Here is an 18,425-nt window from a genome sequence, read left to right as displayed (position 1 = left end):
ATTGGAGGAATAAAGTATGGAAGAAAAACTTTCAAGAGAAGAATTAATAGAAGTAATTGCTGCTTTAATGGAAGAAGAAGGATTTGAAATTTACGAAGTAGAGGCAGACGAAGAATACCTTCCTGACTTTTTAGCCGTTTATACGGATGAAAACGGCGAAAATCAGCAAATTGCTGTCCAGGTAGAAGATTGCCAAACTCTTGAAGCAGAAGAATCTGAGAAAAAAGCAAAAACAATAGCAGAACACTGCAGAAGATCAGGTGAAGGTTTTCTCTTTGTTGTCCCAATGGAATGCGAAGAACTTGGTAAACAAAAATTTGAAGAGTGGGAACTTTCTGATGTTGCAGAGCTCATACCAATTGGTATAGAGTTTGAGGAAGAAGAAGAGGAACTCTAATGGAGAGGTATTACTCCTATTCCAGATACCTTAAAAATCTATTTGGGGAAAGAGTCTATCGAGTAACAGTAGATGCCGGCTTCACCTGTCCTAATAGGGATGGCTTTAAAGGGAAAGGGGGATGTATTTACTGTTACTCTGGCTCTGATTATGATCCTGAAAAGAGAAGGAAGGAGATAGAGAAGCAGATAGCTGAGGGAATAGAAAGGGTTAAGAGGCGCTACAAAGCAAAGAAATTTCTCGTTTATTTTCAGGCATACACCAACACCTACGCTCCACCGGAAGTTTTGAAGCCCATATACGATGAAATTAAGAAATTTCCGGAAGTTGTAGGTCTTATTATTGGTACTCGTCCAGACTGTGTACTAGATGAAACGCTAAAGCTAATTAACTCCTATACAGAAGATTATCTTGTGTGGATAGAGTATGGACTGGAAAGCTCTCACTTTAAATCCCTAAGATGGATGAATAGGGGACATGGGGTTTCCGATTTTGTGGATGCTGTTTTGAGAACCCGGAAGTTTTCAAAGATAAACATTTGCGTCCATACGATTTTAGGTCTTCCAACAGAAGATTACGATGACATGATGGAGACGGCAAAATTTTTAGCAGCACTGAAAGTTGACGGCGTAAAAATCCATCCACTTCATGTGATAAAAAATACTGCGCTTGAAAAAATTTACCTTGAGGAGCGGTTCAGACTTTTAACGCTTGAAGAATATGTGGATTTAGTCGTTGACTTTATCGAAAGATTACCAAAAGAAACAGTTATTCAGAGAATAACTGGAGAAGCTCCAGAAGACCTTTTGATCGGCCCCGAATGGTGCAGCCATAAGGAGAAGAACAGAGTAATAAATTTGATAAGAAGAAGATTTGAAGAAAGAAATACCTTTCAGGGAACGAAATGTAAATTCTCAAAACTGTAGAAAAATTCTATCTGTAGAAAAACTTACAAAATGTAAGGAAAATTACACTTTGTAATAAAAATAACAAAAGAGCTGTTCTAAAATCTTTGATTTCAATAAAAATTCTTTGGCATGTTACTTGCTTCCTTCGTTTTTTAAAGAAAAACGGAGGTCATTATGACAGTAACAACAAAAATTGAAAAACTGATAAGAAAACATCCTTGCTATAACAAGAATGCAAAAGATTATGGAAGAATTCATCTTCCTGTAGCTCCAAAATGCAACGTTCTTTGCAATTTTTGCAATAGAAAATACGACTGCTCAAATGAATCTAGACCCGGTGTTACAAGTCAAGTCCTGACTCCAAAAGAAGCTGCACTTAAAACAATTTTCTATAGAGAAAAACTTCCTTACTTAACAGTTGCAGGAATTGCAGGACCTGGAGATCCTCTTGCAAATGCAGAAAAAACAAGACAAACCTTTAACCTAATTAGAAAAATCTATCCAGATATGCATTTATGTCTTAGTACAAACGGCTTAAGTCTTCCTGAAAATATAGACTGGATAGAAAAGCTTGGGATAAAACATGTTACAGTTACAGTTAACGGTATTGATCCAGCAATCGTTGAAAACATTTATTCCTTTGCTGTAAAAGATGGAAAAGTTTACAAAAATAGAGAAATGGCTGAATTAATTATTGAAAATCAAATAAAAGGCATAAGAAAACTCCTTTCCCGTAACATTTTAGTAAAAGTTAACACCGTTATGATTCCCGGCATTAATGACAACCATATAATTGAAATAGGAAAATTTATGAAAGAGTTAGGAATCTATATTTACAATGTTATTCCTATGATACCAGTTGAAGGTACAGTCTTTTGGAAAAAAGGTATAAAAAAAACACCCCAAAAAGAAAAATTAAAGAAAATAAAAAATGAACTTGAAAAACTTGGTCTTAAAATAATGAACCATTGTGGAAGGTGCAGAGCAGATGCAGTAGGAAGAGTAAGAGGAGAACAGAAAAGAAAAAATAAATTTATAACTGTTGCTTCTTCAAATGGTTATGACCTGTTTGAAGTCTTCTTAGAGAAGAGTGGAAAAATAGTTGTATGCAGAAGTTGTGAACTTGAAAAGATTGAAGAGTGATTCAGTCTCTATGATAAGGTGTTCCCTTGATTATCTGGTCAGCTCTATAGATTTGTTCTAAAAGAACTATCCTTGCAATATCGTGCTGAAGAGTAAACTTGGAAAGGGAGAGGAGAAAATTACTCTTTTCTCTAACTTCTTCTGAAAGTCCATCTGCACCACCAATTATAAAGGTAATGAAAGGGTGTTTTTGAAGAAAGGATGCAAATTCCTTTGAGGTCATCTCCCTCCCCCTTTCATCAAGAGCCACGATGTATCCCTTAGCCTTCTCCAATAGCTTTTTCCCTTCATCTTCCTTTGTTCTCTGCTTTTTGACTTCTACAATCTCTAAAATTCTAAGCTTTTGCAAATAATGTTCTTGTGCTTCTTTCAAAATAGTAGAAATTTTTCCTACAGCGACAATTCTTATTTTCAAACGCCTGTTTCCTCCGGTAAGAGGTCTGCAATTTCCACTCTTGGAGCATCCATCCACAGAGATTCGAGATTGTAAAGCTCTCTGAATTCGTCCTTAAATATATGAACGATTAAATCACCATAGTCTATTAGAATCCAATTTGCAGCATCGTAACCTTCAATGTTCAAAGGTACAATTCCCTCTTCTTTCAGCTTTTTCCTTATCTCATCAGCAATTGTTCTTCCATGTACATCAGAGTTAACAGTAATTATTAAAAAATAATCTGCAAGAGTCGTTAAATCTTTTAAATCAATAATCACAGGATTTTCTGCTTTTTTATCAAGGGCCGCTTTTAGAGCAATTTTTAGCTTTTCTAGAGTATCCAAATTTTCCTCCTTAAAGTGTTTCTTTTATTTTCCACCAAATTGAACGCTTTAAAGGATTTATAACAGGTTCAACATTTAAAATTTTCTCTCCCTCTAAAATTCTCTTTGCTTTTATACCGTAAGTAGAATTAGGGTACTTTGCTGCTACTTCAGTAAGTATCCTTTTACCTATTTCTTTATTCTTCTTGGCTATTTTCTGCCATTTTTCTATGTCCTTTTCTACTAATCTAATTCTATTTTCTGCAACTTTCTTAGCTTCCGGATCGCTTGAATTTAGTTTTTCTTTCTCCTTATCAAGCTGTCTTTTTAATCTATCTATTTCCTCCTTAGCCTGAATATCTGTAAAGAAGTAAGCCCTTCCTATTAGATAATCAATCCTATCTAAAGATTCTACATCTCTGTACTTTTCTTTTACTATCTTGTATCTATTAATTGAAGCTGTAAATTTATGAAGCATATCGTAAGTTCCACCAATGTAAACTTCATTTTCTGCAAGTATCTTTCTTGCTATATTCTTATAAATTTTTGCCTTTTCCACTCGTGGATCGTTTGGAAACTCTTTTACAAACTTTTCAAAAGCTCTAATTGCTTTTTTCGTAAATGTTTGATCCCACTGGGGACCTTTTACAAGGTTAAGATAAGAAATTCCTAGCCTAAAAAGGGCATCTTTTGCTCGTGGAGATGCAGGATAAAGATCTAAAAACTCTTCGTAATTCAAAGCTGCGTTTTCAAAATCCTGATCATTAAAATAAGAATTGGCTAATGTAATTTTGGCTAATTCTTGCTTACTTGGTGGAAGTTCACCCTCAAGAGCCTTTTCAAGCATTTCGGTTGACTTTCCCCAATCCCCTTCTTTTGCAGCTTTCATTCCTTCTTGATAAAGACCTTCAGCGGTTCTTGGAATCTTTTCACAGGAAAATAGGAAAAGCAAACAAACAAAAAAGATAATTCCCTTTCTCAAGATAACCTCCTTTTATTCATCCTCTGACAACAGTAAACTTCTCAATGTGATAATACTCAACAGGAATAACCTTTATCTTTTTTTCATAAACTTCCTCAATTTTATCAATTATATCCTTTTCATCACCTTTTAACTTTTCAGCAACCAACGGATTAGCATAAACTTTTATCACCTTTGAGTTATTAGTTTTTAAAAGAGATAAAATTTCCCTTTCTATTTCAAAAGCTACGGTTTCTATTGATTTTACTCTTCCTTTTCCTTCACAGTAAGGACATGTCATTGTTAAACTTTTTCCAAGACTCTTCTTAACCCTTTTTCTTGTCATTTCCACAAGACCAAGATCAGACATACTGACTATTTTTGTTTTTGCTCTATCCTTTGATAACTCTTCTTCAAGAGTTTTAAGAAGAAGTTGCTTATTTTCTTCTTCTTTCATATCAATAAAATCAATTACAATAATTCCACCTATGTCTCTAAGTCTTAGTTGTCTTGCAATTTCTTTTGCTGCTACGAGATTTATTCTTAGAGCTGTTTCCTCAAGAGTTTTTGTCTTCTTAAATTTTCCGCTATTTACATCGATAGATACTAAAGCTTCGGTTTCATCTATTACAATGTAGCCGCCATTTGGAAGATATACCTTTCTCGAAAGAGTTTTCTCTATAGCTTTTTCCACTTCAAATCTTTGAAAAAGTGGAATATCTTTGCTGTAGTATTTTATTCTCCCAGCAAGTTTTGGAATAAAAGCTTTCGCAAAACTTAAAGCCCTTTCAAACTCAGCCTTTGAATCTATAATAACTTCCGAAACTTCCTCTGTGAGAAGGTCTCTCAGTGTTTTTGGTACTATTTCCAGATCTTGATAAAGGAGTGATGGAGGTGGTCTGTTTTCAGCCTTTTCTAGTAATCCTTTCCATACCCTTAGTATGTATTCAAGATCTTTCTTAAGATCTTCTTTTGTAGCTCCTTCTGCTGCAGTTCTAACTATAATTCCATAATCTTCCGGTTTAATATCTTCAGCTATTTTCTTTAACCTTTCCCTTTCAGCTTCATCTGTAATTCTTCTTGAAATTCCTATTTTGTTTACAGTTGGAAGAAGAACAAGGTAGTGACCAGGAACTGTAATGTTTGTTGTTATTCTTGGTCCCTTAGTTCCTATAGGTTCTTTTGAAACTTGAACAAGAACTTCCTGACCTTCTGAAAGTACTTCCTCTATTGGAGGGAGCTCTATTTCCTGTGGTTGAGTTGTTTCTTCAAATAGATCTTCTTCCTCTTCAAATTCAACCGTAACTGCATCTTTTACATACAAAAATGCTTTTTTTGAAATTCCAATGTCAACAAAAGCAGCCTGAACAGCAGGAACGATCTTTACAACTCTACCTTTATAAATATTTCCAACTATTCCTCTGTTACCCTTTCTTTCAACATAAAACTCTACAAGTTCACCTTCTTCTAAAACAGCTATTCTAACTTCCTTTGTATGAGCATTTATTAGTATCTGCTTTTTAGGTTTTGATGAGTTCTTCTCTACACACTTTTGCTGTTCCAAGGCTCAATCCTATCCAATTTAGTATATCCTGAATGTTTAAAATATTGCCGTTTATTACTTTTATGGCAATTTTAATTAAATTTTTTTCTTCCTTAAACCAAGCTATGTGATCTTTTAAAACTACTTCTTTCCCCTTTCTATTAAAAAGCTTTTCTTCTCTTAGCAAAGAAATATTATAATCTTTAAAAGGAATAATTATATAGGTCACAGTTTCTATTTTACTTAGTAAAGTTTCCTTAGAGTGAAGCTCAATAAACTTCTTAAATCTTAATCCTTCTGGTAAAAATTCTTTTGAATTCTCAATAAACTTTTCAAAATCATAGCTTTCTTCTGTAAGTTCTACTTCAACAATTTCTCCATTACCTTCAACTCCAACAGGAAGTCCAAGCAGTATATTTATTTTTGGATGAGGATTAAACCCTTGAGAATACCTTAGAGGAACTCCAAACTTTCGAAAAGTCCTTGTAAATGCTCTGGTAAGATCAAGTAGAGATAAAAATTTTGTAAATCCCTTCTTTTCAAAAACAAGAGCAACCTTTCTCTTTAATGGAAATTCTCTCTTTGGTCTTGGAGGAACGTTAAATTCTATTTTTTCTGGAATAGGATGGTTCTTTAGTTCTTTTATTTGCTGCAAAGTACAAGCACCACAACCATGGCAACCTACAATTCTACAGTCTGGAGTCTTCTGGGCTTTTTTTGCTTTTTCAAACTCTCTAATAAGAAATTTTTTGCTTACCACTCCTTTTATGAAGTCCCACGGGAGCTCTTTTTCAAGATCTTTCTTCTTAGTAGCTTCTTTAACGTCAAATCCTGTTTTCTCAAAAGCCCTTAACCAACCTTCCCAGTTAAAGAATTCATCCCAACCATCAAGCTGACATCCTTCAAGGTAAGCAGTTTCAATGAGTTTACTAACTTCCTCATTTCCTCTTGTTAAAATCGCCTCTATTAAAGATTGCCTATAATCATGAAACCTTAGTTTAAAACTTCGAGGAGCTTTCTTTTTTATGTAAGCTATCTTTTCTTTTACTTCTTCTTCACTAGCAAAAGATTCCCACTGAAAAGGAGTAAAAGGCTTTGAAACAAAAATGGATATTCCTGCAGCAAGATGCTTTTTACCTTTATATTTTTTTCCGATTTTGTAAACCTGCCATAACATATCAATTAAAGCATCTATGTCTTCTTCATCTTCAAAAGGAAGTCCTATCATAAAGTAAAGTTTTAATCTTCCCCATCCTCTTGAAAACAATCCTTCCACAACTCTAAATAAATCTTCATTTGTAAGGTCTTTGTTTATAGCTCTCCTTAATCTTTCTGAACCAGCTTCCGGAGCAAGAGTAAAGCCTGTTTTCTTTACCTGCATAAGCTGAGATGCAAGTTCTGGATTAAAGCTTTTAACCCTCATAGAAGGAAGAGAAAGAGAAATCATCTCTTTATAGCAGACTTCCATAACTTCAGGAATTAGACTATTAAAGCGACTATGGTCAGAAACAGAAAGGGAAGAAAGAGATGCCTCTTCATAACCAGTATTCTTAAAAGTACTTTCTAAAAGCGTTTCTATTAACTTTTCGTTTCTTTCTCTGTAAGGTCTATAGATAAATCCTGCTTGACAAAATCTACAGCCTCTAAGACATCCTCTTGAAACTTCAATAGTTATTCTATCTTGAGATGTCTCAACTACTGGAATTGGAGGAGAAGTAGGGAAAAAACCTTCAGGTATTTTTGTAAAAACAGCCTTTTTGACAGGATACTTACCAAACTTAGGAACCCAAATACCCTCAATTTTTCTTGCTTCGTACAAAAAGTCTTCTTTTGTTCCACCTGCTTTTTTGATTTCCCTTGTAAGTTTTGCTACTTCAACAAGAGTTTCTTCTCCATCACCAATAGACACTAAATCAACAAATAGAGAAATTGGAATAGGATTATACATACAAGGACCACCAGCAAAGATAATAGGAAATCCTTCTCTTTCTTCTCTTTTTAAGGGAAGACCTGCAAGATTTATTACTCTCAATGCGTTTGTATAGGTTAATTCTGAAGAAAAAGAAAGTCCCCAGAGATCATAATCTTTTACTGGTCGGAATTCTTCTAAAGTATAAAGAGGAATTCCCTTTCTTTTCATAAATTCCTGCATATCAGGGCGGGGAAGATAAGCTCTATGGCAAAGGGCAAAATCTGTAAGGTCATTAAGAATGTAGTAGAGAATTTTTCCACCTATATGTGATGTTCCAACTTCGTAAAGGTCAGGATAGGTAAGAACAAATCTGACTTCCCTTTCTTCAAACTTGGGAGCTCTTTTATTTAGCTCTAACGAAAGATAAGAGGCAGGTTTTTTAACGGAATAAAGCTCCTGTAAGAGCAATTCATCTTTAAAAATCGTCAAAGAAATCCCCCGTCTCAAACTCGTCATTGTAACTAGCAAAATCCAGTCCTTCCGAGTCTACATAGTCTTTGCTTTTATCATCGCTATCAGTTTCGGTTTCCTTTGATACGTCTTTTTCGTGTTCTTCTGAATTATCCTTTTCTTGGTTTTCCTGTTGATGAGCTACTGCATCGTGCATAGAGTCAGCTATAAGGTCCGCTATGAAAAAACCTGCCGCAGTACCTAAGATTGTTCCAAGCCATGGAAATCCAGGGGTATAGGTCAGTTCCCCATTAGGAGAATACGTCCTTTGAAAAAGTTTTTGCACCTCTTCTTTTTTTACAGGAACAGTTATTATCTCGCTACCATTATCTACTTTTATTTCATAGGTATTTTCATCTAACTTCTCAAAAGAAAACCTTTTTATTTCAGAGCTCTTAAAAAATTTGAAATTTCCATCCTTAAAGTACGAAACACCATCATTAGAAAACATTAAGATAGAACCGTCAAGTCCTTTGATTTCGACTGTTTTAGGCCTACTTACTGTTTGTCTATTACTTTTCATTAAAGGAACAACTATTAGAATGAAAAGCAGAAATAGAATCAAAAAAAACATTATTCCCATGACTTTCTCCAAAGTAGATTTCCTTTAACTTTTAAATATAGTTCTAATTATCATTTCCTGCGTTTTTTCCTATCCTTAAAAACTGTATATTAGGCTTGTAGAAAACATCTTATCGGTATGATACTTGGCGCCATCTGGTAAAAGATTGTGATAATTAATCTTATAAGAAACTCCAAGAGCCATTTTTTCTGTAATAGGTACCTTAAAACACGTTTCACTATGAACAAAATAGTCTTTACTGTTTTTTAATGACATTAAATAGGACACTTTCTGTGTGAAAAACAAGTTTTCTAATAACTGTCTGTTGTACTCTAATCCAACATCTCCAGCAACATAGTTTTCAGTACCTTGGTCTACATAGTTGTTATAAGTAAAATCTGCGCCAAAAAACAGTTTAAGGTTTTCGTTATCTTTCTTTAGCAGCTGATAACCTACACCTGGACCTACTCCTAACCGCAGGTTATATCCTGAAAATGTGTCCCTGTGTATGAAATTTTTAACGAAGAAAAGAAGTCTATTTGTTATATCTAGTTCAAATCTATTATCAACTACAAGTTTATTAGCTGTTTCTTTTCCATCGTCTTTTTTATAAAAGTAAGACCCGTTTGAGTAAAATCTTTTTCCTTCTAAACCTTTTTCAAATCTATAGCCTACTGTAAGACTTTGAGTATTCGTATTTCCTGCTGTATTTGAATATGAAATAGATATCTGATTATTCTGTCCTAAAGCTGTTAATGGAAAACAAGCCATAACTATCAAAAAAAATAGTTTTTTGCCATAATCCATAATACCTCTCTCCTTTCAAAGAGTATAATTTCACCATCAAAACAACCTTGTGGAGATAGCAATGCAAAATAAAATAGTAGAAAATCTGAAATCTTTTGCAATAGCATTGGTTTTAGCTCTGATAATAAGAACTTTCCTCGTTCAGTCCTTTCATATTCCTTCAGGTTCTATGATTCCTACTTTGCTTGTTGGAGACTTTATTCTTGTCGATAAGATAACATATCATCTTAGAGAACCTGATAGGGGAGATGTTGTTGTTTTTCACTTTCCCCTTAATGAAGATGTTTACTACATAAAGCGAATAATTGGTGTTCCAGGAGATAAAGTTCAAGTAATTGACGGCAAAGTTTACATAAATGGAAAGCCGTGTAAATACGAACCTGGTGGTACCTATTCCTACACTGAAAAAGGTTCAAGTTATAAAGGAAGACTCTTTTATGAATTTTTGCCAAGGAAAGAAGGTGGTGAAAAGAAGCATCTTATTCTAAAAACAGGAGGTAGAGGAGACAATACACAGGTATTTGTCATACCAAAGGATAAGTACTTGATGATGGGAGATAACAGAAACAATAGTTATGACAGCCGTTATTGGGGTTTTGTAGATAGAAGTAAAATTGTAGGCATTGCCAGAATAATATTCTTCTCTTGGGACGGTGAAAAACATCTTCCAAGATTTAATAGGATTTTTAAACTTATTAATTGAGCGTGAAAAAAATTAGCTTTAGAGTGTTGTGTAAATGCCTCCTTCTTTTCTAACAAGACCTAATATTTCCATTTCCAAAAGAAGTGTGGTTAAAGTTGGAATATCCATGTCAAGTTTATCAGCGATTTGATCAATTGAAAGAGGAGATCTAGAAAGAAGTTCATAAATTCCTTTAAAGTTTTCAGGTATATACTGTTTGATAGAAGACTTTTTTAGGAAAGATAGTTCATCAAATAGGTCTTTAAAGTCAAGCAAAGGAGAAGCTCCTTCTTTTATCAATCTGTTTGTACCTTTACTAAAACTTGAGTCTATGTTTCCTGGTACTGCAAAAACAGTTCTTCCCTGTTCTAACGCAAAATCGGCCGTTATTAGAGCTCCACTTTTTTCTCCTGCTTCAACTACTATAGTAGCGTGAGAAATACCACTTATTATTCTGTTTCTACGGGGAAAATTCTCTTTTGAAGGTTTTGTTCCCAGTGGAAATTCAGAAATAATAGCTCCACCTGTATCAACTATCCTCTCAGCAAGAGAAAAATTCCCTCGTGGATAGATAGAATCAACTCCACTTCCAAGAACAGCAATAGTTTTTCCTTTTCCATCAATTGCTCCTTTATGAGCATAAGAGTCTATTCCGTAGGCAAGACCACTTACGACTGATATATCGTTCTCTGAAAGGAATTTCCCAAGCGAATAAGCAATTCTTCTTCCATAGTTAGATGTTTTCCTTGAACCAACCACTGCAATAAAAGGAATATCTGGTAAAGTTCCCCTTACATAAAGAACAATAGGAGGTTGATGAATTTCTTTAAGAAGGGAAGGATAACTTTCCGAACATAAAGGTACTATCTTGATACCAAGCTTTTTAGCTTTTCTTAACTCTTTTTCAGCTAATTTTAGCTCTTTACTTAAATCTATTTTCTCTTTTCTTACAGCTTCAGATAAGCTTTCATAATTCTTAAGAAGAAAAATATACTTTCGTGCACCAATTCCTCTTTTAAATAGAAAAGCTATCGAAATTAAAGTTTCTTCCATTAAATAATCCTTATTGCCGAAAGTATTCTCTTGTCTGTTTTTTCTGCTCTATAGGAATGGAAAATATCATTATTACAAACGGTACATTTTTTAATGTCTTCTATTTCATGGACTCCTGCAGCTTTTAGTTGAATCTTATTTGCCTCCTTAAGGTCAAAAAGAAATTTGCTGTTTTTTAACTTTTTAAAACATTTGGAATACTCTTTTGGGTAAAGAGAGTAAACATCCTCTCCTACTTCGTAACATTGACTGCAAATAGAAACTCCCAAGATAGCCTTTTTAACAGCAGAAAACTCAGAAATATACTTTACAGTATTAAAGACAATTCCTTTAAGAGTTCCTCTCCAACCAGCATGAACAACACCTACAACTCCTTCTCCCACAAGAAAAACAGGAAGACAGTCGGCAGTTAAAACCCCTATCCAGTAGTTCTTACTATCTGTAACTATGGCATCTGCCTGAAGATTGAACGGAACAGAGCGACCCACAAAAACAATGTTAGTTCCATGAACTTGAATAGGTTTTAAAACAGGTATTCCCTTAATTTCATTTATTTCACGCCCGTCTTTTGGTTTTTCAGAAATGAATATTTCATACTTCATAATGATAGAATTCTAACATGACAAAGATAAGGATTAGCGTGAAGATTGCTAAAACAGATTTGCCATCAATTTATAATTTGAAGCCTTCAGAGGCTTTTGACCTTTTTAAAGGAAAACTTTTTAAAGTAATTAATCAGCTTCCTCCAAATAAGGTTACAAATAGAGCAATTAAGGAAATATTTAAAAAGGAAGGAAAAGAAAGGTTAGAGTTTTTAGAAAAAAAATTTAAAGAACTTGACTGTTCTTCGCTGGAAGCAAGAAAGGTAATTTACAATTCCTTCCATAGAGTTTTTCAAAGACTTAGATGGGCAGAAGATGCCGGAAGAGAAAAAGAGATAGAGCTCCGAGTTTGGGCTACCTCTTCAGTAGATTTCCTTTGTGAAGTGGTAAGAGTATTAGGAGAAAGAGAATGAAGGAAAAATCAAGTTACTGGGTACTTCAAGAAGTTTTCATAGATCCAGGAATTGCGGGAAAAACAGTAGAATGCAACTTAAACGTTAAGGTAGCTACAGATGTTAAGAAAGAAAAAACAACATGTAAAGTAACAGTAGAAATATTTGGTTCTCTTACCTCTGGCAATGAACAAATTGCAAATATTAGGTTCGTTAACGTTACAAACTTATCTTTAGATAAAAAAACTGCTAACAAGGTAATTGCAAAAAAGGTAATGAAAAGAAAAATAGAAGAGCTTTTAGCTTTTCTTCCTCTTTACTTAATAAAAGCTGGAATAACTGTAAAGGAAATAGAATATGAGCTGTAGTTGTAGAAAAGGGAAAAGTGCAAAGAAGTTAAAGACTAAAGAGATAGATGAACTTCTTAAATTTTTGAAAAAAAATCCTGAGCTTTTCTTTTTTATAGCTAACCTTGTTAATAGCTTTCGTCCCATTGATCCTGAAAGGATAAAGGCAGAAAGAGTTTTTTTAACAGTAAGAGAAGTTCACGAACTTGGTCTTTTAAGCTTTTCACAGTCAGAAGAGTTATTTAGACTTCTCAAAAACTTTTTTGTAGAAAAAACCGATAAACAAAGAGGAAATTTCCTTGAACTTCTTGTTTCAATCTTAGGACCTTTTACGTTTAAAGCTAAGAACAAGAGAATAAATCAATGTAAAATGTTTAAAAAGTACAAAAAGCTTTCTGACAAAGAAATAGATGTAGCCTTTTCCTCTAAGGAATATCTTGAAGTTCACGAATGTAAATCAAACATGGGACGGCAGTGGAGAGATCCTCTTTCAAAGAAAAGTAAGAAAGGAGCAAAGCTTTTTTTTATGAATGAATTACCTGAAGTTTGTAAAAGTAAAAGAAAAGTCATTGTCTGCTGTAGTGGATTGGATGGAGAGTTAACTACTTGCTACGTAAAAAAAGTATTCAAGTTTTATAAATTTAAAAACATAAAAGTTATAGGTAGAAAGGAGCTCCTTGAAAAAATAAAAGCTTCTTTCTGATAAAATTCCACCATCTTTAAATCAATTTCCAAAGAGCGTAAATATGGATGCAAAGTTAATAGAATTGATTATTATTTTCTCATTAGGACTTGTTAGTTCGCTTATTTTTCTCTACTTTGTAGTAAAGAAACTTTAGGAGATAGAGAGATGGTAAAGGATATACACGAAAGCAAAATACTTATACTTGATTTTGGTTCTCAGTACACTCAGCTTATTGCAAGGAGACTAAGAGAAAAACATATCTACTGTGAAATTCATCCTTTTAACATTTCTATTGAAAAAATAAAAGAATTCAAACCAAAGGGAATAATACTTTCTGGAGGACCTGCAAGCGTTTATGCTCCAGATTCTCCAAAGATTAGCAAGGAAATTTTTGAGCTCGGTGTTCCTGTCTTAGGAATATGCTACGGTATGCAGCTTATTACTTACCTTTTTGACGGAGAGGTTGTAAGAGCTGAAAGACACGAATACGGAAGAGCAGAACTTGAAATTTTAGATAGTTCCGATCTATTTGCCGAGCTCCCCGAAAAGTTTGTAGTTTGGATGAGCCACGGAGATAGAGTTCTAAGAATTCCACCAACGTTTGAACCTATAGCCAAAACGGAAAACGCTCCTTATGCCGCTATAAGAAACAAGGAAAAAAGGATCTTTGGTGTTCAATTTCATCCCGAAGTTAAGCACTCTCAATATGGAGACAAGGTCTTAGAAAACTTTGCAGTCAAGATTTGCGGTTGTGAACCAAGTTGGACTATGGAAAACTTTATAGAATACGAAATTAAAAAGATAAGAGAAATCGTAGGAGACAAAAACGTTATCTGTGCTCTTTCTGGAGGAGTTGATTCTTCTGTTGTTGCAGCACTTCTTCACAAAGCAATAGGAGATCAGCTTTACCCTATCTTTGTTGATACAGGACTTTTAAGAAAAGGTGAAAGAGAATCTGTAGAGAAGACTTTCAGAGAAAAATTTCAGATGAAAAACTTTAGAACAGTTGATGCATCTTCTCTCTTTTTAGAAAGATTAAAAGGAGTAACAGATCCTGAGAAGAAAAGAAAAATTATTGGACATACCTTCATAGAAGTTTTCGAAAAAGCTGCCAAGGAAATTCCAAACGCTCACTTCTTAGCACAAGGAACACTTTATCCTGACGTTATAGAAAGTGTTTCAGTTAAAGGTCCATCTGCAACAATTAAGTCTCACCACAACGTTGGTGGGCTACCTGAAAGACTAAACTTTAAGCTTATAGAACCTTTGAGAGAACTTTTCAAAGATGAAGTAAGAGAACTTGGAAAGGAATTAGGTCTTCCTGAGGAAATAATTAAAAGACAGCCTTTCCCTGGACCTGGCCTTGCTATTAGAATAGTTGGAGAAGTAAAACCTGAATACATAAAAATCTTGCGCGAAGCAGATGCAATAGTTCTTGAAGAAATAAAGAAAGCAGGACTTTACGACAAGATTTGGCAGTCTTTTGCAGTCTTTTTACCTGTACAGACTGTTGGAGTCATGGGAGACGTTAGAACTTACGATTACGTAATTGCTATAAGAGCAGTTGAAAGCGTCGATGGAATGACTGCTGACTGGGTTAAGTTACCTTACGAGCTTCTTGAAAGGATTTCAAACAGGATAATCAATGAAGTCGAAGGAGTAAACAGAGTAGTTTATGACATTACCTCAAAGCCACCAGGAACAATCGAGTGGGAGTAAGAAGATGGATAAAATTGAAAGGATAAAAGAGTTAAAAAGAGAAAAAAACGCTGTAATCCTTGCTCATTACTATGTTGATGGAGCAATTCAGGATATTGCAGACTTTGTCGGAGATTCATTAGAACTTGCAAGAAAGGCAAAAAGCGTAGAAAGTGATATTATTGTTTTCTGTGGTGTCTACTTTATGGGAGAAACTGCAAAGATCTTAAACCCAGACAGGAAAGTTTTAATCCCATACTACAAAGCAGGTTGCCTCATGGCAGATATGGCAATTGCTGAAGAAATAGAAGAATTTAGAAGAGAAAATCCTGACTATGCAGTTGTTACTTATGTAAATAGCTCTGCCGATGTAAAGGCAGTATCAGACGTTTGCTGTACTTCTGCCAATGCTGTAAAAATTGTGGAAAACTTAAATGCAGAAAAAATTCTCTTTGTTCCTGACAAAAATTTAGGAAGTTATGTTGCAGAAAAAGTTAAAAATAAAGAAATAAAAGTTTGGAGTGGTTACTGTCCGGTTCATCAGAAGTTAACTGTAGAAGAAGTTGAAAAGAAGAAAAAAGAATATCCTAATGCTGTTTTTGTAGCTCATCCAGAGTGTAAAAAAGAAGTAAGAGATTTAGCTGACTTTGTTGGTAGTACTTCTCAGATTATAAATTTCGTTAAAGAAACTAAGGCTAATAAAGTGATAGTTGGTACAGAAGAAGGAATAATTCATCAGCTTAAAAAACAAAGACCTGATATTGAGTTCATTTTAGCTTATAGTGAATTTTCCTGTGATCAGATGAAGATGATAACAGTTGATAGACTCCTTAACGCCTTAGAAAGAGAACAGTTTGAGGTTGAAGTTCCAAAAGATACAGCTAAAAAAGCAAAAGTAGCAATAGAGAAAATGATAGAGATGAGTTAATAACTTTACGGAGCGAGAAGAAAATGAAAGAATTTAGAGTAAAGCAAGAATCGGGAGTTGCCCTTTTTCCCTTAATAGTAGACTTTTTGCTCCTTATAGGAGCTCTCTTTATGGACGGCATTTGGCGCTGGATATTTATTAGCCTTTCACTTATCTTTGCAGGATTGGTTATTTATCAATCAAGACCTATCTTCAAAAATTTCCAGTTAGTAATTACTCCAAAAGAGATAAAGGTTTTGGACTTTAGAGGCAACGTTGTAAGGAAAATTGATTGGAAAAAAGTTGAAGGAGCTGCAGCAGGATTTAGAAAAACTTGGCTTATTTACACTTATAGTTTTTACTTTAGAGTTAAAGGTGACGAAGACTTATTGTTTTCCTTAATTTCAAGAGAAGCAGGTTTAACTGGAAAGTTTCAAAATTTTATAAAAGTCTTTGTTAGAAAGAAGATTCCAGTTCAAGTAATAAAAGGATGAGGTAGATAAATGAAAGAGACTTCTACAAGGCTTGTTCTTCACTTTCCAAAAGAGACCTGGGATAAACCGGTTATATATAAGCTTGTAAAAGATTACGATTTAATTGTTAACATACTAAGAGCAGAAATTCTTCCTAAAATGGAGGGCTCTGCAGTAATAGAGCTCCGCGGTGAAAGAAAAAGAATAGGAGAAGCAGTAAAGTTTTTAAAAAGCCTAAAGATAAAGATAAAACCCTTAGAACTTGATATCTTTCGAGAAGATGAAAAATGTGTTCACTGTGGAGCATGTATAGCTCCTTGTCCTACAAATGCCTTTTACTTAGATCAAGAAACTTTTAAAGTTAAGTTTGATAAAGATAAGTGTGTCGGTTGCGGCCACTGTATTCCTGCGTGTCCTCTTAGGATAATTTATTCAACAGAATTTTAACTTAGTACTTCTTTCGGAAGGACAACATAAGTTTTAGAAACTTTTCTTGAAAGAGCTTTAAGCGCATCTGTTGGAGCTACATTTGATAACTCGTCAATTCTATCTTCAACTTTAACCCTTATTATATCCACTCCAGAAGGAGAATAATAAGAGTAAGCAACCTTAGAAGGTTCGATAACTTCAAAATAGTATTTTGGATCAAAACCAGCTCTTTCTACCCTTTCTCGATATTCAAGAACTTTAGAAGGAGTAACCTCCACTGTTTCAAAAAAATTTCTTTTAACTAATCTTTTACAAAGATCAGAAAGAATATTGTCATTTGAATCCATGAGCAAATATATAGATGAAACAACATTTCCATCTGTCAATCTAAAAAACTTTTCAATATTTTCTTCTTTAAGGACTTTTGAAAGAGTTAAATCCATATCTAAAGAAACACCATTAAAAATCAACTCCTTTATTCTTTCAACTATTTTCTTTAATAGAACCTGAACTGAAAGATTAACCTTATGAAAGTAAACAGCCCAGTACATTTGATAACGGGACATTACATAAGCTTCAAGCGCGTTAAATCCTTTGAAACTCCATATGAGCTCTCCATCTTCAATAAGCACAGAAACAAGAATTCTATTAACATCAATCTTTCCAAAAGAAACTCCTGTATAGAAAGCATCTCTTGTTAGATAATCCAATCTATCACAATCAAGCTGACTGGATATAAGCTGATAGACAAAAGGTAGAGAATGCTCCTTTTTGATTATTGCCTTCACCGTATTGATAAGCTCTTTTTCAAGATTCAATTCCTCTAAAAGCATATCTAAAGCATAAAGTGTTAAATCTTCATGTTTATACGGAAGAATTACTCCTTCAAGAGCATGAGAAAAAGGAGAATGACCAGTATCATGGGTAAGTGCAGCAACAAGAATAGAAGTTTTAAGAAATTCGTCTATTTGATAATCTTTCAAGCTTAAGTAATCTAAAGCTTTCTTTGCAAGCCACATAACTCCAATAGAATGCTGAAAACGGGTATGCTCAGCACCAGGATACACATAATAGCAAGGACCTAATTGCCTTACGTGTCTTAATCTTTGTATGTAAAGACTATCAAGAATTTTTGCAAGAATTCCCCCTCTCTCCACCATTACAAATTCATTATAAACAGGATCCATAAGGAGCTTATACTTCTTCATTTTTTACCTTACAGTTTTTACAGATACCGTAACATATAAAAGCAGAATTTGAAACCTCAAATCCTTCTTTTTTTAAGTTTTCAAAACTTACTTCCGGAGAAACTTCCACATCGTAAATTCTGCCACACTTTAAGCAGATAAAATGACTGTGAGGCTCAACTCTTGCATCGTAATGAACTTTGTCCTTTAAAGTTGGAATTCTTACAACAAGACCTACCTCTTCAAGATTTGAAAGAGTTCTATAAACCGTTGTTAAGGATATACCCTCAACTTTATCTTTTAAAGCTTCATAAATTTCTTCCGCTGATGGATGATCCTTCCTAGAAAGAATCTCTTTATAAACAGCAACTCTTTGAGGAGTTACTCTAAGTCCTCTCTCTCTCGTTATCCTCTTAAATCTTTCTAATTTCTCCATGAGTTTCACTTATTTACCCCGCAAATTAAAAG

At 34.1% G+C, this 18,425-nt stretch carries 22 protein-coding genes; 11 read left to right on the top strand and 11 right to left on the bottom strand.

The window, feature by feature from the left end; translation table 11 throughout:
* Window positions 1–16 precede the first annotated feature (16 nt).
* From DESTER_RS00420 to nifB, 3 genes are all read left to right on the top strand, one after another.
* Window positions 17–397, top strand: a complete 381-nt coding sequence (locus DESTER_RS00420; protein WP_013637704.1) for a hypothetical protein — start codon at window positions 17–19, stop codon at window positions 395–397.
* Window positions 397–1,323 carry a tRNA modification radical SAM protein MnmL/YtqA gene (gene mnmL / locus DESTER_RS00415; RefSeq protein WP_013637703.1) on the top strand — a complete coding sequence of 309 codons (927 nt, stop codon included), beginning with the start codon at window positions 397–399 and terminating at the stop codon, window positions 1,321–1,323. Before DESTER_RS00420 ends, mnmL begins: the two co-directional genes overlap by 1 nt.
* Before the next feature lie 156 nt (window positions 1,324–1,479).
* Window positions 1,480–2,448, top strand: a complete 969-nt coding sequence (nifB, locus tag DESTER_RS00410) for a nitrogenase cofactor biosynthesis protein NifB (protein WP_013637702.1) — start codon at window positions 1,480–1,482, stop codon at window positions 2,446–2,448.
* Between the two features lies 1 nt (window position 2,449).
* On the opposite strand, the gene DESTER_RS00405 is transcribed toward nifB, so the two are convergent.
* The 7 genes from DESTER_RS00405 to DESTER_RS00375 form a co-directional block, all read right to left on the bottom strand.
* Entirely contained in the window at window positions 2,450–2,863 is a 414-nt protein-coding gene (locus tag DESTER_RS00405) for a 23S rRNA (pseudouridine(1915)-N(3))-methyltransferase RlmH (protein WP_013637701.1), read from the bottom strand.
* The gene (gene rsfS / locus DESTER_RS00400; RefSeq protein WP_013637700.1) at window positions 2,860–3,228 is read right to left on the bottom strand and encodes a ribosome silencing factor; all 369 of its coding nucleotides are present in this window, start codon (window positions 3,226–3,228) and stop codon (window positions 2,860–2,862) included. The genes DESTER_RS00405 and rsfS overlap by 4 nt, the downstream gene beginning before the upstream one ends.
* 10 nt (window positions 3,229–3,238) lie before the next feature.
* Window positions 3,239–4,189, bottom strand: a complete 951-nt coding sequence (locus tag DESTER_RS00395) for an outer membrane protein assembly factor BamD (RefSeq protein ID WP_013637699.1) — start codon at window positions 4,187–4,189, stop codon at window positions 3,239–3,241.
* A 16-nt stretch (window positions 4,190–4,205) separates the two neighbouring features.
* Window positions 4,206–5,732, bottom strand: a complete 1,527-nt coding sequence (locus tag DESTER_RS00390; protein WP_013637698.1) for an Rne/Rng family ribonuclease — start codon at window positions 5,730–5,732, stop codon at window positions 4,206–4,208.
* Window positions 5,689–8,112 (bottom strand): TIGR03936 family radical SAM-associated protein, encoded by a 2,424-nt coding sequence (locus DESTER_RS00385; protein ID WP_013637697.1) that lies wholly within the window; start codon window positions 8,110–8,112, stop codon window positions 5,689–5,691. Before DESTER_RS00385 ends, DESTER_RS00390 begins: the two co-directional genes overlap by 44 nt.
* Window positions 8,099–8,716, bottom strand: a complete 618-nt coding sequence (locus DESTER_RS00380) for a hypothetical protein (protein WP_013637696.1) — start codon at window positions 8,714–8,716, stop codon at window positions 8,099–8,101. The genes DESTER_RS00385 and DESTER_RS00380 overlap by 14 nt, the downstream gene beginning before the upstream one ends.
* A gap of 75 nt (window positions 8,717–8,791) precedes the next feature.
* Window positions 8,792–9,502, bottom strand: a complete 711-nt coding sequence (locus DESTER_RS00375; RefSeq protein ID WP_013637695.1) for a DUF481 domain-containing protein — start codon at window positions 9,500–9,502, stop codon at window positions 8,792–8,794.
* Between the two features lie 61 nt (window positions 9,503–9,563).
* Between DESTER_RS00375 and lepB the strand changes: the two genes are divergently transcribed.
* Window positions 9,564–10,205, top strand: coding sequence for a signal peptidase I (lepB, locus tag DESTER_RS00370; RefSeq protein ID WP_041737289.1), 642 nt, complete (start codon window positions 9,564–9,566; stop codon window positions 10,203–10,205).
* Window positions 10,206–10,223: 18 nt separating this feature from the next.
* Here the strand turns inward: lepB and dprA are convergent, their stop codons facing one another.
* Together dprA and pgeF are read right to left on the bottom strand one after the other, a co-directional pair.
* Window positions 10,224–11,237 carry a DNA-processing protein DprA gene (dprA, locus tag DESTER_RS00365; RefSeq protein ID WP_013637693.1) on the bottom strand — a complete coding sequence of 338 codons (1,014 nt, stop codon included), beginning with the start codon at window positions 11,235–11,237 and terminating at the stop codon, window positions 10,224–10,226.
* The gene (pgeF, locus tag DESTER_RS00360; protein WP_013637692.1) at window positions 11,237–11,839 is read right to left on the bottom strand and encodes a peptidoglycan editing factor PgeF; all 603 of its coding nucleotides are present in this window, start codon (window positions 11,837–11,839) and stop codon (window positions 11,237–11,239) included. The genes dprA and pgeF overlap by 1 nt, the downstream gene beginning before the upstream one ends.
* A gap of 38 nt (window positions 11,840–11,877) precedes the next feature.
* On the opposite strand from pgeF, the gene DESTER_RS00355 reads away from it, so the two are divergent.
* The 7 genes from DESTER_RS00355 to DESTER_RS00325 all read left to right on the top strand — a co-directional run bounded on the left by DESTER_RS00355 (window position 11,878) and on the right by DESTER_RS00325 (window position 16,788).
* Window positions 11,878–12,252, top strand: coding sequence for a hypothetical protein (locus tag DESTER_RS00355; RefSeq protein WP_013637691.1), 375 nt, complete (start codon window positions 11,878–11,880; stop codon window positions 12,250–12,252).
* Window positions 12,249–12,599, top strand: a complete 351-nt coding sequence (locus DESTER_RS00350; protein ID WP_013637690.1) for a hypothetical protein — start codon at window positions 12,249–12,251, stop codon at window positions 12,597–12,599. Before DESTER_RS00355 ends, DESTER_RS00350 begins: the two co-directional genes overlap by 4 nt.
* Window positions 12,589–13,281: a hypothetical protein gene (locus DESTER_RS00345; RefSeq protein ID WP_013637689.1), complete on the top strand. Its 693-nt coding sequence runs from the start codon at window positions 12,589–12,591 to the stop codon at window positions 13,279–13,281. The genes DESTER_RS00350 and DESTER_RS00345 overlap by 11 nt, the downstream gene beginning before the upstream one ends.
* A 147-nt stretch (window positions 13,282–13,428) precedes the next feature.
* Complete coding sequence (guaA, locus tag DESTER_RS00340) at window positions 13,429–14,982, top strand: glutamine-hydrolyzing GMP synthase (protein WP_013637687.1); 1,554 nt, start codon at window positions 13,429–13,431, stop codon at window positions 14,980–14,982.
* Between the two features lie 4 nt (window positions 14,983–14,986).
* On the top strand, window positions 14,987–15,889 hold the full coding sequence (gene nadA, locus DESTER_RS00335; RefSeq protein WP_013637686.1) for a quinolinate synthase NadA: 903 nt from the start codon (window positions 14,987–14,989) through the stop codon (window positions 15,887–15,889).
* Window positions 15,890–15,912: 23 nt separating this feature from the next.
* Window positions 15,913–16,362, top strand: coding sequence for a hypothetical protein (locus tag DESTER_RS00330; protein ID WP_013637685.1), 450 nt, complete (start codon window positions 15,913–15,915; stop codon window positions 16,360–16,362).
* Between the two features lie 9 nt (window positions 16,363–16,371).
* Window positions 16,372–16,788: an NIL domain-containing protein gene (locus tag DESTER_RS00325; RefSeq protein ID WP_013637684.1), complete on the top strand. Its 417-nt coding sequence runs from the start codon at window positions 16,372–16,374 to the stop codon at window positions 16,786–16,788.
* On the opposite strand, the gene DESTER_RS00320 is transcribed toward DESTER_RS00325, so the two are convergent.
* A complete protein-coding gene (locus tag DESTER_RS00320; protein WP_013637683.1) occupies window positions 16,785–17,978 on the bottom strand; it encodes an HD domain-containing protein in 1,194 nt (397 codons plus the stop codon). The genes DESTER_RS00325 and DESTER_RS00320 overlap by 4 nt on opposite strands.
* Window positions 17,965–18,393 (bottom strand): Fur family transcriptional regulator, encoded by a 429-nt coding sequence (locus tag DESTER_RS00315; protein ID WP_013637682.1) that lies wholly within the window; start codon window positions 18,391–18,393, stop codon window positions 17,965–17,967. Before DESTER_RS00315 ends, DESTER_RS00320 begins: the two co-directional genes overlap by 14 nt.
* Window positions 18,394–18,425 lie beyond the last annotated feature (32 nt).

This window comes from Desulfurobacterium thermolithotrophum DSM 11699, assembly GCF_000191045.1.
In the GTDB taxonomy this organism is placed as follows: domain Bacteria; phylum Aquificota; class Aquificia; order Desulfurobacteriales; family Desulfurobacteriaceae; genus Desulfurobacterium; species Desulfurobacterium thermolithotrophum.
This window is presented reverse-complemented; position numbering and strand designations above follow the sequence as displayed.

Coding starts and splice junctions, on each gene's coding strand:
- DESTER_RS00420 (WP_013637704.1), top strand. CDS start 17: ATGGAAGAAAAACTTTCAAGAGAAGAATTAATAGAAGTAATTGCTGCT.
- mnmL (WP_013637703.1), top strand. CDS start 397: ATGGAGAGGTATTACTCCTATTCCAGATACCTTAAAAATCTATTTGGG.
- nifB (WP_013637702.1), top strand. CDS start 1,480: ATGACAGTAACAACAAAAATTGAAAAACTGATAAGAAAACATCCTTGC.
- DESTER_RS00380 (WP_013637696.1), bottom strand. CDS start 8,716: ATGGGAATAATGTTTTTTTTGATTCTATTTCTGCTTTTCATTCTAATA.
- DESTER_RS00375 (WP_013637695.1), bottom strand. CDS start 9,502: ATGGATTATGGCAAAAAACTATTTTTTTTGATAGTTATGGCTTGTTTT.
- lepB (WP_041737289.1), top strand. CDS start 9,564: ATGCAAAATAAAATAGTAGAAAATCTGAAATCTTTTGCAATAGCATTG.
- dprA (WP_013637693.1), bottom strand. CDS start 11,237: ATGGAAGAAACTTTAATTTCGATAGCTTTTCTATTTAAAAGAGGAATT.
- pgeF (WP_013637692.1), bottom strand. CDS start 11,839: ATGAAGTATGAAATATTCATTTCTGAAAAACCAAAAGACGGGCGTGAA.
- DESTER_RS00350 (WP_013637690.1), top strand. CDS start 12,249: ATGAAGGAAAAATCAAGTTACTGGGTACTTCAAGAAGTTTTCATAGAT.
- DESTER_RS00345 (WP_013637689.1), top strand. CDS start 12,589: ATGAGCTGTAGTTGTAGAAAAGGGAAAAGTGCAAAGAAGTTAAAGACT.
- guaA (WP_013637687.1), top strand. CDS start 13,429: ATGGTAAAGGATATACACGAAAGCAAAATACTTATACTTGATTTTGGT.
- nadA (WP_013637686.1), top strand. CDS start 14,987: ATGGATAAAATTGAAAGGATAAAAGAGTTAAAAAGAGAAAAAAACGCT.
- DESTER_RS00330 (WP_013637685.1), top strand. CDS start 15,913: ATGAAAGAATTTAGAGTAAAGCAAGAATCGGGAGTTGCCCTTTTTCCC.
- DESTER_RS00325 (WP_013637684.1), top strand. CDS start 16,372: ATGAAAGAGACTTCTACAAGGCTTGTTCTTCACTTTCCAAAAGAGACC.
- DESTER_RS00320 (WP_013637683.1), bottom strand. CDS start 17,978: ATGAAGAAGTATAAGCTCCTTATGGATCCTGTTTATAATGAATTTGTA.
- DESTER_RS00315 (WP_013637682.1), bottom strand. CDS start 18,393: ATGGAGAAATTAGAAAGATTTAAGAGGATAACGAGAGAGAGAGGACTT.